Annotated in this window: 14 protein-coding genes; 4 read left to right on the forward strand and 10 right to left on the reverse strand. The window is 69.1% G+C overall.

Annotated features, from left to right (window positions below):
- Together ACLQ6X_RS17295 and ACLQ6X_RS17300 are read left to right on the forward strand one after the other, a co-directional pair.
- Nucleotides 1-757: SOS response-associated peptidase (locus ACLQ6X_RS17295; RefSeq protein ID WP_411701388.1), on the forward strand; the 757-nt coding region annotated here is incomplete at its 5' end.
- Nucleotides 758-845: 88 nt separating this feature from the next.
- Nucleotides 846-1,205: a hypothetical protein gene (locus ACLQ6X_RS17300; RefSeq protein WP_411701389.1), complete on the forward strand. Its 360-nt coding sequence runs from the start codon at nt 846-848 to the stop codon at nt 1,203-1,205.
- 89 nt (nt 1,206-1,294) lie between these two features.
- On the opposite strand, the gene dprA is transcribed toward ACLQ6X_RS17300, so the two are convergent.
- Genes dprA through ACLQ6X_RS17315 form a run of 3 tightly spaced genes read right to left on the reverse strand, consistent with a single transcriptional unit; the run spans nt 1,295 to nt 4,415 of the window.
- Complete coding sequence (dprA, locus tag ACLQ6X_RS17305; RefSeq protein ID WP_411701390.1) at nt 1,295-2,527, reverse strand: DNA-processing protein DprA; 1,233 nt, start codon at nt 2,525-2,527, stop codon at nt 1,295-1,297.
- Nucleotides 2,524-4,059, reverse strand: a complete 1,536-nt coding sequence (locus ACLQ6X_RS17310) for a YifB family Mg chelatase-like AAA ATPase (protein WP_411701391.1) — start codon at nt 4,057-4,059, stop codon at nt 2,524-2,526. The genes dprA and ACLQ6X_RS17310 overlap by 4 nt, the downstream gene beginning before the upstream one ends.
- A complete protein-coding gene (locus ACLQ6X_RS17315; protein WP_411701392.1) occupies nt 4,059-4,415 on the reverse strand; it encodes a YraN family protein in 357 nt (118 codons plus the stop codon). The genes ACLQ6X_RS17310 and ACLQ6X_RS17315 overlap by 1 nt, the downstream gene beginning before the upstream one ends.
- A gap of 156 nt (nt 4,416-4,571) precedes the next feature.
- Between ACLQ6X_RS17315 and ACLQ6X_RS17320 the strand changes: the two genes are divergently transcribed.
- A complete protein-coding gene (locus ACLQ6X_RS17320) occupies nt 4,572-6,275 on the forward strand; it encodes a long-chain-fatty-acid--CoA ligase (RefSeq protein WP_411701393.1) in 1,704 nt (567 codons plus the stop codon).
- 19 nt (nt 6,276-6,294) lie between these two features.
- Here ACLQ6X_RS17320 and ACLQ6X_RS17325 read toward each other — a convergent pair whose 3' ends face one another.
- From ACLQ6X_RS17325 to ACLQ6X_RS17355, 7 genes are all read right to left on the reverse strand, one after another.
- Entirely contained in the window at nt 6,295-7,221 is a 927-nt protein-coding gene (locus ACLQ6X_RS17325; protein ID WP_411701394.1) for a hypothetical protein, read from the reverse strand.
- Between the two features lie 93 nt (nt 7,222-7,314).
- A complete protein-coding gene (locus tag ACLQ6X_RS17330; RefSeq protein ID WP_411701395.1) occupies nt 7,315-7,911 on the reverse strand; it encodes a PadR family transcriptional regulator in 597 nt (198 codons plus the stop codon).
- 701 nt (nt 7,912-8,612) lie between these two features.
- Nucleotides 8,613-8,936, reverse strand: coding sequence for a DUF2469 family protein (locus ACLQ6X_RS17335; protein WP_184237343.1), 324 nt, complete (start codon nt 8,934-8,936; stop codon nt 8,613-8,615).
- Nucleotides 8,937-8,948: 12 nt separating this feature from the next.
- The gene (locus tag ACLQ6X_RS17340; RefSeq protein WP_411701396.1) at nt 8,949-9,593 is read right to left on the reverse strand and encodes a ribonuclease HII; all 645 of its coding nucleotides are present in this window, start codon (nt 9,591-9,593) and stop codon (nt 8,949-8,951) included.
- Nucleotide 9,594: 1 nt separating this feature from the next.
- Nucleotides 9,595-10,389, reverse strand: a complete 795-nt coding sequence (gene lepB, locus ACLQ6X_RS17345) for a signal peptidase I (protein ID WP_411701397.1) — start codon at nt 10,387-10,389, stop codon at nt 9,595-9,597.
- Nucleotides 10,390-10,478: 89 nt separating this feature from the next.
- A complete protein-coding gene (gene rplS / locus ACLQ6X_RS17350) occupies nt 10,479-10,826 on the reverse strand; it encodes a 50S ribosomal protein L19 (protein WP_188509980.1) in 348 nt (115 codons plus the stop codon).
- Between the two features lie 183 nt (nt 10,827-11,009).
- Complete coding sequence (locus ACLQ6X_RS17355; protein ID WP_411701398.1) at nt 11,010-11,510, reverse strand: MFS transporter; 501 nt, start codon at nt 11,508-11,510, stop codon at nt 11,010-11,012.
- A 52-nt stretch (nt 11,511-11,562) separates the two neighbouring features.
- Here ACLQ6X_RS17355 and ACLQ6X_RS17360 point away from each other — a divergent pair, with 52 nt between their 5' ends.
- Nucleotides 11,563-12,204 carry a TetR/AcrR family transcriptional regulator gene (locus ACLQ6X_RS17360; protein ID WP_411701399.1) on the forward strand — a complete coding sequence of 214 codons (642 nt, stop codon included), beginning with the start codon at nt 11,563-11,565 and terminating at the stop codon, nt 12,202-12,204.
- The last annotated feature ends 38 nt before the right edge of the window (nt 12,205-12,242 follow it).

Below are 12,242 nucleotides of genomic sequence, written 5' to 3' on the forward strand. Positions count from 1 at the left end.
GGCGCGTGTCGGCGCCCGGGTGCACAATGTTGCTATGTGCGGACGATTCGCTGTCGACAAAGACACCAACGAACTGATCGAGGAGTTCGTCGCGGCCGGCGGCGACGTTCACGACTGGGCGCCGAGCTTCAATCTCGCGCCGACGCAGCAGGTTCCCGTGGTGATCGAGAGCGTCAAGGCGGGCGAGCTGGTGCGCAGGCTCGAGACCGCCCGCTGGTCGCTCGTGCCCGGGTGGTCGAAGACCCTCACCACCAAGTTCCCCACGTTCAATGCGCGGTCGGAGACGGCCGCATCGAAGTCGATGTTCTCGGCCTCGGTGAAGAGCAAGCGTGCGCTGATCCCGGCGTCGGGCTACTACGAGTGGCATACCGATCCGGTGAGCAAGAAGAAGACGCCGTTCTACATCCACGCGAAGACCGACGAGACCCTCGCGTTCGCTGGACTCTATTCCTGGTGGAAAGACCACAGCAAAGACGCCGACGACCCCACGTCGTGGAACCTCACCGCGACGATCCTCACCTCCGACGCCGTCGACGAGTTGCTCGACATCCACGACCGCAACCCGGTGCCGCTGCCCCGCGATTGGTGGGGGCGCTGGCTCGATCCGGCGACCGTCGGCGACCAGGACTTCGTCGACGCGGCGGTCCAGGCGGCGCTGCCCGTCGCGGGCGGGCTCGAGATCCGCGAGGTCGCGCCGCTGCCGCATCAGGGCGAGGGGCCCGAACTCATCAGGCCGGTCGCGAAGGCCGCCGAGTAGCCGGCGGCGCCCGCAGCGATGCCCGCCGAGTGGCCGACGGATGCCGCGGGGTGGCACCGATTCCGCGGCGAGCGCCTATCGTTGACGGGTGATCAGCAGAAGAGACGTGGCCCAGCGCCTCGACATCCCCGTCGAAATGGCCGTGCGCCACGAGCTGCCCGCGAAGATGTCGGAAAAGGATGTCACGGAGCTCGAGCAGAACCCGCCGCCGTGGCTCGTGCAGTCCCGCGCTAATCGCAGCGCGAAGGCCCGCCCGGTCTGGGTCACCCTCACCTGCGACATCTGCGGCTACACCGAGCAGGCCCGACCCAAGAAGTGGTGGCCCGAGTTCACCTACCTGAGCTGCGACGACCACGCCATCTGGGATCTGCCCGACCCCGCCGCAGGCCTGCATCGCGAGGAGTTCGACGACATCGCCGGCCGTTTCATCGGCGTCGTCGACAAATAGCCGGCGTCGTCGACAGCTAGCCCGGCGACGGTTAGACGGACGCCCGGCGCCTCAGCCGGCCCCGCCCCTCAGCTAGCCCGGCCTCTCAGCTATCCCGGCGCCCCGCCGTCTCTCCCCACCCGCACCCACCCCCTCTCCCGTTCGGCGACCTCGCCCTCCAGCTCGAGCGCTCCGAGCAGCGACCGCACGGCGTCGAGCGACAGCCCGGCACGCGCGGCGATGTCGGCGACGTGCCGCGGAGAACGCACGCTGATGGCGTCGAACAGCCGCGTGCGGTCGGGCGAGCGGTCGTCGAGATCGCCGGGCCCGAACAGCGCCGGCGCCGTTTCGAGCGGGGCGAGCTCGGCCATCTCGTCGGGGTTCGTCACGCACACCGCGGTGAAGTCGCGGATGAGACGGTGGCAGCCGGCGGAGGCCGCGCTCGTCACGGGGCCTGGGACGGCCCCGAGCGGCCGGCCGAGCGTCGACGCGTGCGCGGCGGTGTTGAGCGACCCCGACCGCCAGCCCGCCTCCACCACGACGGTCGCTAAGCTCGCCGCCGCGATCAGCCGGTTGCGTTGCAGGAAGCGCCACTTGGTCGGCGCCTGGCCGCACGGCAGTTCGGAGATCACGGCGCCCTCGTCGACGATGCGGGTGAGCAGCGCGTCGTGCCCGCTCGGGTAGAAACGGTCCACTCCCCCGGCCAGGAATGCCACCGTCTGCCCGTGGCTCGCGAGGGCCGCCCGGTGCGCCATGCCGTCTATGCCGTAGGCGGCGCCCGAGACGATCGCGTAGCCCCGGTCGACCAGGCCGGCGGCGGCCTCCATCGTCACGTGTTCCCCGTAGCCCGTCGCCGCCCGGGCGCCGACCAGGGCGATCGAGCGGGACAGGGCCGCGAGCGCGCCGTCGTTGCCGCGCACCCACAGCGCGAGCGGTGCGTGTGGGCCGAGGTCGTCGACACCGGTCGGCCAGCGCGGATCGTCGGGCACGAGCAGCCGAGCCTCGACGCGCGCCGCCTGGCGCATGGCGTTCACCGCCACAGACAGGTCGAGGCGGGGTCGCCACCGCTCCAGGGCCTGCGTCACGTGGTCCTGTTCGACCTCGCTACCGGCCAGCAGGGCGAACAGGGAGTCGGCCGACGGAGACGCGAGCATCGCGCGCAGGGCCTCGGCCGCCCCGATCCTCTCGACGAGCACACCGGCGAGCCGGTCGCCCGGCTCAGCGATCCCCGTCCACGCGGCGCGCGCGAACACCTCCTGCTGCGCGTCGCGCGTGAGGTCACGTGCGGCGATCGCCGTGACGAGGGGTTCGATGTCGTTCTCGCTCAGTCCGAACATCGTCATGAGTTCATCGCCTTCCGAAGGTAGAGCGCGCGGCCGACGTGGTCGGCGTCGGGTCGGGCATCGCCGTCGAGGTCGGCGAGCGTCCATGCGAGCCGCAGCACCCGGTCGTAGCCGCGCATGGTGATGCCACCGCGTTCGAGGGCGCGGTCGATGGATGCGGTGGTCGCCTGCGCGGGACGCATGCCCTTGCTGCGCAGCCACTGCCCGGGCACGTGAGCGTTGAGCGTCCACGGGGTCGACGCCAGCCGGGCACCCGCCGTCTCGCGTGCCTCGCGGACGCGGGCCCGGGCGGCCGCCGTCGACACCCGCACGGACTCGTCGGCGAGCCGCACCTGTGCCGAGGTGATGCGGCTCACCCGCAGTTGGATGTCGATGCGGTCGAGCAGCGGCCCCGAGATGCGGCCGAGGTAGCGCCGTCGCGCCATCGGCGAACACGTGCATTCCGAATCCCGGGCGCCGTACTGCCCGCACGGGCACGGGTTGGCCGCCATCACGAGCTGGAACGAGCCGGGGAAGTGCGCGACGGCGTTGGCCCGGTGGATGCTGATGACACCCGACTCGAGCGGTTGCCGCAGGGCGTCAAGCACGCTCGACGGAAACTCCGGCGCCTCGTCGAGGAACAGCACCCCGTGCGACGCCCGCGCGGCGGCACCCGGCCGGATCTGCCCGCTACCCCCGCCGATGAGCGCCGCAGAGCTGGCTGTGTGGTGCGGGCTCTCCAAGGGCGGCCTCAGCGCGAGGGTGCGCCCGATCGGCAGCCCGCAGAGCGATCGCAGCGAGCTCACCTCGAGCGCCGCCGTCGCGTCGAGGTCGGGCAGCAGGCCGGGCAGCCGCGCCGCGAGCATGGTCTTGCCCGCGCCCGGCGGCCCGAGCATGAACACGTGGTGACCGCCGGCGGCCGCGACCAGCATCGCCTCGATCGCCTCCTCGTTGCCGATGACGTCGGAGAGGTCGGTGTCGTCGTCTGTCGTGGCTTGCAGCGGCGGGGCGAGGATCGGGTCGACCGCGACCTGCTCGAACTCGCCGCCGTGCCAGATGACGGCGTCGAGCAGCGATGCGACTCCGACCACCCGCACGTCGGGCACCAGCGCCGCCTCGTGCTGGTTGCCGGCGGGAACCATGACGGTCTCGAACCCGGCGGCCCGCGCGGCGACGACCGCGGGCAGGATTCCGGCGATCGGCCGCAACCGGCCGTCGAGCCCGAGTTCGCCGAGGTGCACGACCCTGTCGATCGACGCCGCGTCGATCGCTCCGTCGGCGGCGAGGGTCGCCAGGGCGATGGCCAGGTCGAAACCCGAGCCGTGTTTCGGCAGAGCCGCGGGCGAGAGATTGACGGTGACCTTCTGGTGCGGGAATCCGACGCCGGAGTTGGTCGCAGCGGCCCGAACCCGGTCTCTGGCTTCTCCGAGGGCCGCATCCGGAAGCCCGATGAGCACGAAGTTCGGCAGATTCGCCGAGATGTCGGCCTCGATCTCGACGATCGCCCCCCGCAGGCCCATCAAGGAGACCGCGTGCGTTCGCCCGATAGGCACTAGAACACCCGCTTCAGATGCTCGACCACGACGGCCCCGAACACGGGAGCGACGACGGCAACCGCGTCGATGCGCACGAGCCCGTGCTGCCCGGGGTGCGCGGCGCACCACGCCCCGGCGAGCCGTCTCAGCCGCGCGAGCTTCGCCACCGTGATCGCCTCGAGCGGATGCCCGTAGCCGAGGCTCGAGCGCGTCTTCACCTCGACGAACACGAGCTCGTCGCCGTCGCGCACCACGAGATCGATCTCGCCCTGCGCGCACCGCCAGTTGCGCTCGACCACCTGCATCCCCGCCTCGGCGAGGAAGTCGGCGGCGAGCGCTTCGCCCTTCTTTCCCAGCTCGTCTTTCGCGGCCATGACCACCTCCGACTACGAGAATCCCCCGCCGCGGAACGGCCGTGCGGGGGTCCGACCAGTCCGTGGAGGGATCGGTACCGAAGTCAATGGGTGAGGACAGGGAGGCCCATCCGGTTTTGTATCGGATACTGGAGTTTCGCTCTTGTGGAGGACGCAGTGAACGTTTATGAAAATCGGCCGTGGCTTTCGGCCTACGCCCCCGGCGTGCCGCACGAAATCGACGTGCCCACCGAATCGCTCGTCGACATGCTCGACGCGAGCGTGAAGAGGTACGGGCGCCGCACCGCCCTCGAGTTCTTCGGGGCAGAGACCAGCTACGACGAGCTCGCCGAGCAGGTGGCCCGCGCCGCCGAGGGCCTGCGCCGTCTCGGCGTGAAGAAGGGCGACCGTGTCGCCCTCGTTCTCCCCAACTGCCCGCAGCACGTCGCGGCCTTCTACGCGGTGCTGCGCCTCGGCGCCATCGTGATCGAGCACAACCCGCTCTACACCGCGCGCGAGCTGCGCCACCAGTTCGAAGACCACGGCGCCCGCGTCGCGATCGTCTGGGACAAGGTGCACGACGTCGTCTCCGGCTTCCCGAACGACGTGCGGCTCGACAAGATCATCTCGGTCGATATGACGACGGCCCTGCCCCTCGGCAAGCGCATCGCCCTGCGCCTACCCATCGCGAAGGCGCGCACGACCCGCGCGAGCATGACCGCCACGCCCTCGGCCCGCCGGGTCTTCACGTGGGACAAGCTGCTCGAGGCCCCGCGCATCCTGCGCAAGCGGGAGCGCCCCTCGGTCGACGACATCGCCGTGCTGCAGTACACCAGCGGCACGACCGGCACTCCCAAGGGCGCCATCCTCACCCACAGCAACCTGCGCGCGAACGCCGCGCAGGGCCAGGCCTGGGTGCCCGGCCTGAAGCTCGGCAAGGAGACGTTCTACGGCGTGCTGCCGATCTTCCACGCCTACGGCCTCACCCTCTGCCTCACCGTAGCGATGAGCATCGGGGCGAAGCTGGTGCTGTTCCCGAAGTTCGACGTCGACATGGTTCTGGATGCCGCGAAGAAGTCGCCGCCCACGTTCCTGCCCGCCGTGCCCCCGATCTACGACGCGCTGACCCGGGTCTCCAAGCGCCGCCGCGCCGGTCTCTCGCACATCCGGTTCGCGATCTCCGGCGCCATGAGCCTCCCCGTCGCCACCGTCGAGCGCTGGGAGGAGGCCAGCGGCGGCCTGCTCGTCGAGGGCTACGGCATGACCGAGACGAGCCCGCTCGCCGTCGGCAACCCGATGGGCCCGAGCCGTCGCCCCGGCACCGTGGGTGTGCCGTTCCCGAGCACCGAGATCCGCGTCGTCGACCCCGCCGACCCGAGCCAGGACCGGCACGAGGGCGAGGCCGGCGAGCTACTGCTGCGCGGTCCGCAGGTGTTCCAGGGCTACTGGAACCGCGCCGTCGACACCGACGAGTCGCTCCTCGCCGACGGCTGGCTGCGCACGGGCGACATCGTCACGGTGTCGGCCGACGGCTACGTCACGGTGATCGACCGCATCAAGGAGCTCATCATCACCGGCGGCTTCAACGTGTCGCCGTCGGAGGTGGAGGAGGTGCTCCTCTCCCACCCCGACATCACGGCCTCCGCCGTCGTCGGCATCCGCCGCCCGTCGGGCACGGAGGACGTGTCCGCGGCCGTCGTTGTGCGCGAGGGCGCCACCGTCGACACCGAGCAGCTGCGCGACTTCTGCCGCACCCGGCTCACCGCCTACAAGGTGCCGAAGAAGATCGTGGTGCTCGACGAGCTGCCGCGCTCGCTCGTGGGCAAGGTCGAGCGCCGCAAGGTGCGCGACATCCTCGTGTCGGGGCCGCAGCAGGCCTAGCCGCTGCAAGCGCTGAGGCCTACACGCTCCGGCGCGCGCGGTCGACGAACGCGTCGACCGCGTCGAGGATTCCCGGCGCGAACCAGGCACGGTTGCGTCGCTCGGGACCGCGGGAGACGAGGATGCCGCGTTCCACGAGCGTCTCGATAGACGTGTACGCGGCGGCGAGCGTCACACCGAGCGTCGACACGGCGAGCTTCGCGTCGATCACCGGCTGCTCGAGCGCGACGCCCACGAGTTCGCGCGAGCCGGCGTGCGAGCGCACGCCCACCATGCTCTGGTGCCAGTCGTCGCGCGTGATGGCCAGCGCGGTTGCGAGCTGCCGCGCGTTGTCGATGGCGGCGTCGATGGCCCGCGCCTGGGCGAGCACCATCGGGTTGGCGTCGCCCCGCTCGTAGGCCGCCAGCGCCGTACGGTAGCCCGTGTCATCCGCGAGCCAGCCGCTCGAAATCGGAAACGGCACGATCGGCGTGCTGAGTCGGGCCGCGTGGATCGCGCGGGCCGTGCGCGCGTTGCCGAGGAAGAACGGGCGCCGCGCCACCAGCCAGGCGTGGTCGAGCGCGGCGGGCACGAGCAGGGTGCGGCCGTCGAGTTCCAGGGCGTCGGGAGCCTCGTCGTCGCCCGGGTCGATCGCGTCGTGCACCGCGGCGACGTCGCCGGGCGCGTCGAGCGCCACGAGGGTCGCGGACAGAACGGATGCCGCGTTCCGCGCCTCGACCGGGGCCGCCAGGCCGAGCCGGGCGAGCCCGGTCTGCCGCGCATCCGCCTCGAAACCCGCGAGCGCCGCGCTTGCCGCCGCCTCGGCCCGCGCGAACGCCGCGGCGAAGACGGCATCGTCGGCGGTGAACTCCGCGCGGAAGTTCTCGAGCGCGAGGGCCGCCTCAGCCGACCGTTCGAGCGTCGCGGGGTCGAGCGTCGGGGCGATGTTCGCGGGGGTGAGCAGCACGCGGTATCCAAGGGCGAGGGGGGAACGGAAAGGGGAGCAACGCCATGTTATGCGCTGCTCCCCCGGTGAGACCGTCGGCCGGAGGCCACGGTGTCAGTCGGCGAGGATGCCGTAGAGGGCGCGACGCGTCTCGTCGAGCTGCGCGACCGCCTTGGCCCGCTGCTCGTCTGTCGCGGCGAAGCGGAACTGGTGCACGACGCCCATCAGCTTCGCGATGCTCTCGTGCAGGCCGGCATCGGCGTGGTTGTGCTCGGTGACGCTGGCCCAGACGCGGGCGAGCTCGTCCTCGTGCTCGGTGACGTAGGCACGGCCTTCGTCGGTGAGTCGGAACTCGGTGCGGCGGCCCTCGCCGATCGCCTCGATGAGCTCTTCGTCGACGAGCTGCTGCAACGTCGGGTAGACCGAGCCGGGGCTCGGCGTCCAGTTGCCGCCGGAGCGCTCCGCGATCTCCTTGATGAGGCCGTAGCCGTTGAAGGGCTTCTCGTTGAGCAGCGAGATGATCGCCGAGCGCACGTCGCCGCGGCGCTTGCGCTGGGGTCCGGGCGGCATGAAGCCGCGGGGGCCGAAGCCGCCGAAGCCCGAGCCGAAGCCGGGGCCGCCGGCGGCGAACGCGCGGGCGCCCGGGCCGAAGCCGTGACCGTGGCGCTGGCCGCGGTCGTGCTGGTTCTGGTTGTGGAAGTCGCTGTGCATAGCGTTTCCGTCCTTTCGTGTGGTTCGCCGAACCGGTGATCGACGATGTGTTAACGATATATCGGTACCTATCGTCAGCACAAGCCCGGATCTCGCAACTCAGGCAGAAACCGTCGGCGGCGCGGCCCACCCGCGTGTACAGGGCCCCGCGTCATCCGCCCCGGATCCTGCCTGAGTTGCGAAACCCCGCCTAGTTCGTCATTCAGGACGGATGCGCCCCGCGCGGCGCCGACCCCGCCCACCCTCGCGGGACACCGCTCCACGGCAGCTTTTCCTCCTGAATGACGAACACACCCGCTCGCCGGTCTCGCAACTCAGGCAGAAACCGTCGGCAGCGCGGCCCACCCGCGTGTTTACAGTGCCCCGCGTCATCCGCCCCGGATCCTGCCTGAGTTACGAAACCCCGCCTAGTTCGTCATTCAGGACGGATGCGCCCCGCGCGGCGCCGACCCCGCCCACCCTCGCGGGACACCACCCCGCGCCAGCCGACTCCTCCTGAATGACGAACACACCCGCTCCCCGATCTCGCAACTCAGGCAGAAACCCTCGGCGTCGCGGCCGCACCCGCGTGTTTACAGTGCCCCGCGTCATCCGCCCGACATCCTGCCTGAGTTGCGAATTCCCGTCCCGAGTCAGGAGCCCGCGGGCACAACGAAAAAGCCCGGGTGCCGTTGCGGCATCCGGGCTGAAACTCGGGGGTCCTACTCGTCGAGCGCGAGCTCTTTCGGCAGTTCGAGCTCTTTCGACGAGAGCTCTTCGACGTTCACGTCTTTGAAGGTGAGCACCCGCACGCTCTTCACGAAGCGGTCGGAACGGTAGACGTCCCACACCCACACGTCGTTCATCGTCAGCTCGAAGTAGAAGTCGTGCTCGGTGTCCTGGCGCACGAGTTCGACCTCGTTCGCGAGGTAGAACCGACGCTCGGTCTCGACCACATAACGGAATTGGCCGACCACGTCGCGGTATTCGCGATACAGGGCCAGCTCGACCTCGCGGTCATAGTCTTCGAACTCGTCTTCGTCCATCGTGCGTCAATCCTAAACCGAAGTCTTGAGCCACGTGCGCCGATGCAGATCGGTCGCGCCCAGTTGGGCGATCGCGGCGAAATGGTCCGCGGAGCCGTAGCCCTTGTTGCCGGCCCAGCCGTAGCCGGGTTGCCGGGCATCCGCGTCGATCATGAGCGAGTCGCGGTGCACCTTGGCGACGACGGATGCACCGGCCACCGACGAGCAGTCGCGGTCGGCCTTCACCCGCGTCTGTACCCGTAGCGGCGACGACAGTGCCGGATTGAGCCAGTCGTGCGACCCGTCGAGCAGCACGACGCTCGCGCCGATGTCGGCCCCGGCCTCGTGCAGCGCGACGAGGCCGCGTTTGGCAGCGAGCCCGAGCGCCGCGACGATGCCGATGCGGTCGACCTCGAGCGCCGAGGCGAGCCCGACCGAGGTGTGCACCGCCCACTCCGCGGTCAGCGGGGCGAGGGCGACGCGGCGTTTTTCGCTCAGCAGTTTGGAGTCGCGCAACCCCTCGGGGTGCGCTCCGACCGTGACATCCACGACACACAGCCCGACGGCCACCGGTCCCGCGATCGCTCCACGCCCCACCTCGTCGATGCCGATCACGAAACGGGCGCCGGCCGCGTGCATCGACGTTTCGATCTCGAGCGTCGGATCGCTGACGGCCATGTCAGCCCTTCGCGGCGTCGACCCCGCGGAAGACCAGCGGGTAGTTGTCGAGCCAGGTCCAGCGGTCGAGCGGCCAGGTGACGAGCACCGCGCGTCCGACGACGTTGTCCACGGGCACGAAGGCGGTGCCCGGCGCGTCGGGGTCGCCCGAGTAGTGGTACGACGAGTCGGCCGAGTTGTAGCGGTTGTCGCCCATGACCCAGAGGTAGCCCTCGGGCACCGTCACGGTGAAGTCCTTCTCGGTGGCCTTGGTGCGGTCGCCGATCTCGATGTACGGCTCCTCGAGCGGGATGCCGTTCACGGTGAGCTGGCCGAAGTCGTTGCAGCAGGCGACCACGTCGCCGGGCAGGCCGATGACGCGTTTGATGAGGTGGTCGTCGCTGTCGGGCGCGCTCAGCCCGACGAAACCGAGCACGGCGTCGACGCCGGCGATGAACGGATTCTGCTGAACGGGCTTCTCGGTGCCGAGCAGCCAGTTGCCCGGGTCGGTGAAGACGACGACGTCGCCGTGCTCGATGGGCACCACATCGGGTTCGAGCAGGTTGACGATGATGCGGTCGTTGACGTGCAGCGTGTCCATCATCGACTCGGAGGGAATGTAGAACGAGCGGATCAGGAAGGTCTTGATGAGGAACGAAATGAGCAGCGCCGCGAGGAAGATGAACAGGATGTCACGGAGGAACAGCTTTACGCCCCGTGCCTTGCGCTGCTTCTCAGACAGCCGCGGCGTACCCGTGTCGCGTATGCCGTCTGCCTCGGCGCGCGATTCCGCGGCCGGCTGTATTTCGCTTGTCATTAAACCCCTGAGCTCCCTGCCAATTGTATTCGGCAGGGAGCTCAGGAAAGTCTCACATCGGGCGGGAAGCCCGAAGCGGAGAGGGTGACCTAGTTGTCGCGCTTCTCCTTGATCTTGGCCTTCTTGCCGCGCAGGTCGCGCAGGTAGTAGAGCTTCGCGCGACGCACGGCACCGCGGGTGACGACCTCGATGTGGTCGATGACCGGCGAGTGCACCGGGAAGGTGCGCTCTACGCCCACCTGGAAGCTGACCTTGCGCACGCAGAATGTCTCGCGGACGCCCTCGCCCGAGCGGCCGATGACGACACCCTGGAAGACCTGGATACGCGAGCGCGTGCCTTCGATGATGTTTACGTGCACCTTGACGGTGTCGCCGGCGCGGAAGGCCGGGATGTTGTCCTTGAGGGAGACCGCGTCAACGGCGTCGAGAATATGCATGGTATTCGCTCCTCGCGACCGCCACAGGTCGATCGCGTTCTAACTAAGTCGTGAAGAAGGGGGTGTGTTTCTCGCGGTCACGATTCCCCTGTGGCAGAAACGTGCGGAAGCACAAAGATCAATTGTTGCATATCGGCGCACCGCTCGGCCACTCTGCACCGCTCGGCCACTGTGGGGCCCGGCTCACCGTGTGGGCGGGTCCTCCTTACTGCCGTCGGGGTTGATGATGATCACCCGGCCGGTGTCGACCGCGGGATCGTAGGTGTCGGCGACATAGGTTCCTGCGTCGATCGCGCCGAGCGACAACGCCTCTTTGACCCGCGACCGCGTCTCGGTGAACAGCAGCCAGGCGGCGCTCCAGAACGCGATCAGGCTCAGCACCACGATGACCGCCGCCAAGCCGGTAAAAGCGAGGAATCCATACGTGATAATAGAAATGTGCCAGACGCCGACGATGGCGGCGTCCTGCCACGAGACCGCCCGCGCTACCCGAACCTTCTTGCGCGCGACGGTCAGCCCGGCGACCGCGAGCATCACGAAGAAGAGCACCGGGCACACCACGAGGTAGAACACGAAGTCCCAGCCCTGATCTGCCTGCACAATGCCCCGGCCGATCAACACCCAGATCGGCAAGACCAGGGCGCCGATAAACTGCCAATAGTAGAACGCGCGACGAAGAACCATGTTTTTAGGGTAGCCTCAGCTTGCGCATAACGAATACGAGGTATTTGTAGCAATGAAAGACCAAACGGCACTCCTTCCGAGCTCGGCCTCCGTTCGCACCGAACCGGTGCAGCAACGCAGCAGCGAGCGCATCACCCTGCTTCTCGACACCGCGGCGGCCCTCATCGACGAGAAGGGCATCGACGGACTCACCACCAGCGACGTCGCCGCGCGCTCGCACTCGTCCGTCGGCGTCGTCTACCGCTACTTCCCCAACATCCAGTCGCTCCTGCGCGCCCTCGCCGCCCGCAACATGCAGCGGTTCCTCAGTGCGGTCTTCGTCACGATCGAGGAGAACCCGGGCGGCTGGCTCTCCGAGCTCGACGCCATCCTCGACATCTACGCCGACCTCACGCGCAGCGAGCCCGGCTTCCGCGCCCTGCACTTCGGCGGCGTCATCGACGAGCGCTTCATCGACGGCCAGACCAACGCCAACAAAGAGCTCGCGACCAACCTGGTTCAGTTCCTGACCGCTCGCTACGAGCTGCCGCAGACCGAGGAATTCGAGCTCGATCTCGATGTGGCGATCGAGATCGCTTCCGCGTTGATGCAGCGGGCATTCCGCATCGACCGTGACGGCGACGAGCGCTATCTGGCCAAGGCGCGCATCGTTGTGCGCGAGGTGCTCGAGCCCTACCGTCGCGAAGATCAGTAGTCTGTGCCGGCGGTTAGCCGGTGCTGCCCGGTAGTGCG

Origin of the sequence: Conyzicola sp., from assembly GCF_046714715.1 — a bacterium.
Classification (GTDB): Bacteria; Actinomycetota; Actinomycetes; order Actinomycetales; family Microbacteriaceae; genus Conyzicola.

What these genes read in the sequence shown, in the direction of transcription:
- ACLQ6X_RS17335 (WP_184237343.1), bottom strand. Translation starts at nt 8,936, where the DNA reads ATGGACGAAGACGAGTTCGAAGACTATGACCGCGAGGTCGAGCTGGCC.
- ACLQ6X_RS17355 (WP_411701398.1), bottom strand. Translation starts at nt 11,510, where the DNA reads ATGGTTCTTCGTCGCGCGTTCTACTATTGGCAGTTTATCGGCGCCCTG.
- lepB (WP_411701397.1), bottom strand. Translation starts at nt 10,389, where the DNA reads ATGACAAGCGAAATACAGCCGGCCGCGGAATCGCGCGCCGAGGCAGAC.
- ACLQ6X_RS17330 (WP_411701395.1), bottom strand. Translation starts at nt 7,911, where the DNA reads ATGCACAGCGACTTCCACAACCAGAACCAGCACGACCGCGGCCAGCGC.
- ACLQ6X_RS17315 (WP_411701392.1), bottom strand. Translation starts at nt 4,415, where the DNA reads ATGGCCGCGAAAGACGAGCTGGGAAAGAAGGGCGAAGCGCTCGCCGCC.
- dprA (WP_411701390.1), bottom strand. Translation starts at nt 2,527, where the DNA reads ATGACGATGTTCGGACTGAGCGAGAACGACATCGAACCCCTCGTCACG.
- rplS (WP_188509980.1), bottom strand. Translation starts at nt 10,826, where the DNA reads ATGCATATTCTCGACGCCGTTGACGCGGTCTCCCTCAAGGACAACATC.
- ACLQ6X_RS17340 (WP_411701396.1), bottom strand. Translation starts at nt 9,593, where the DNA reads ATGGCCGTCAGCGATCCGACGCTCGAGATCGAAACGTCGATGCACGCG.
- ACLQ6X_RS17360 (WP_411701399.1), top strand. Translation starts at nt 11,563, where the DNA reads ATGAAAGACCAAACGGCACTCCTTCCGAGCTCGGCCTCCGTTCGCACC.